Origin of the sequence: Escherichia sp. AM3, from assembly GCF_032029835.1 — a bacterium.
Taxonomy (GTDB): Bacteria; Pseudomonadota; Gammaproteobacteria; order Enterobacterales; family Enterobacteriaceae; genus Escherichia; species Escherichia coli.
The window spans coordinates 1-501 of the sequence record NZ_JAVUPQ010000541.1; the positions used below are offsets into that span (position 1 = coordinate 1).

Here is a 501-nt window from a genome sequence, read left to right on the forward strand (position 1 = left end):
GGGAGCCCCTTAACTAGCAGCCCTGCTTCTTCAAGTTTTTGAGCAAACTCTGTTACCGGATCGTCCGCATTCATCGACAGTTCATGGGGGCGGGGCATCCATCGCTCGAACCGGGTCAGGTCGGCTCCTGGTCGGGCATACCAGAGGCGGTGCTCATCGTCCCATTTAAGGGCTTTCTGCCCATCGCTGAGACGCGGGTGGGCGTTGATGGCGTCGTCCTTCTCTTCGTGAGGTACGGCAAGCCATACGCGGTGACTTTTGTGCATGGTCACATTCCTGGAAGATATTGAGGGAGGAGCGCGGGAGCGCTATGGGGAACGAACGGGTTACATCGGGTTCAGAGACCAGTCCAGTCTCGTGGTTTTTCAACAAAATGCCGGTACCACCAGGGGCGACCGGAGGCAATCTTTCCCCTGAAGGTACTTATTACGCGCAGGCAGATAGCCCGTACACTCCAGCCAAAGAAATTCAGGGCAACAAAGAATCCCAGAATGGCGGAAC

Annotated in this window: 1 protein-coding gene; it reads right to left on the minus strand. The window is 56.3% G+C overall.

The window, feature by feature from the left end:
• The coding region (locus RTW80_RS27115) for a DUF5710 domain-containing protein (RefSeq protein ID WP_312721189.1) at positions 1–266 on the minus strand (266 nt) is incomplete at its 3' end.
• Positions 267–501: the final 235 nt, after the last annotated feature.